Annotated in this window: 1 tRNA gene; it reads right to left on the bottom strand. The window is 39.1% G+C overall.

Annotation, left to right across the window (positions count from 1 at the left end):
- Positions 1–109 precede the first annotated feature (109 nt).
- Positions 110–185, bottom strand: a tRNA-Glu gene (locus AB4653_RS10870).
- Between the last annotated feature and the right edge of the window lie 35 nt (positions 186–220).

Here is a 220-nt window from a genome sequence, read left to right as displayed (position 1 = left end):
TGAATTACTCGTAAGTAAATCAATCAGTCAGCTTTCCAAATTGTTAAAGAGCTTGATTCAAACTAATGAACCATTTTTAAATACTCTAATAGAAGAGAATACTTAAAGATGGTATCCCGTAGGGGAGTCGAACCCCTGTTACCGCCGTGAAAGGGCGGTGTCCTAGGCCTCTAGACGAACGGGACACTAGTATCTCTTAACTTTTCTAAACCTAATCAAT

The sequence above is a fragment of the Vibrio sp. 10N.222.48.A3 genome, from assembly GCF_041475345.1.
Lineage (GTDB): Bacteria > Pseudomonadota > Gammaproteobacteria > Enterobacterales > Vibrionaceae > Vibrio > Vibrio tasmaniensis_A.
The sequence above is the reverse complement of the archived record's forward strand: the minus strand, read 5'-3'. Positions and strand labels throughout refer to the sequence as shown.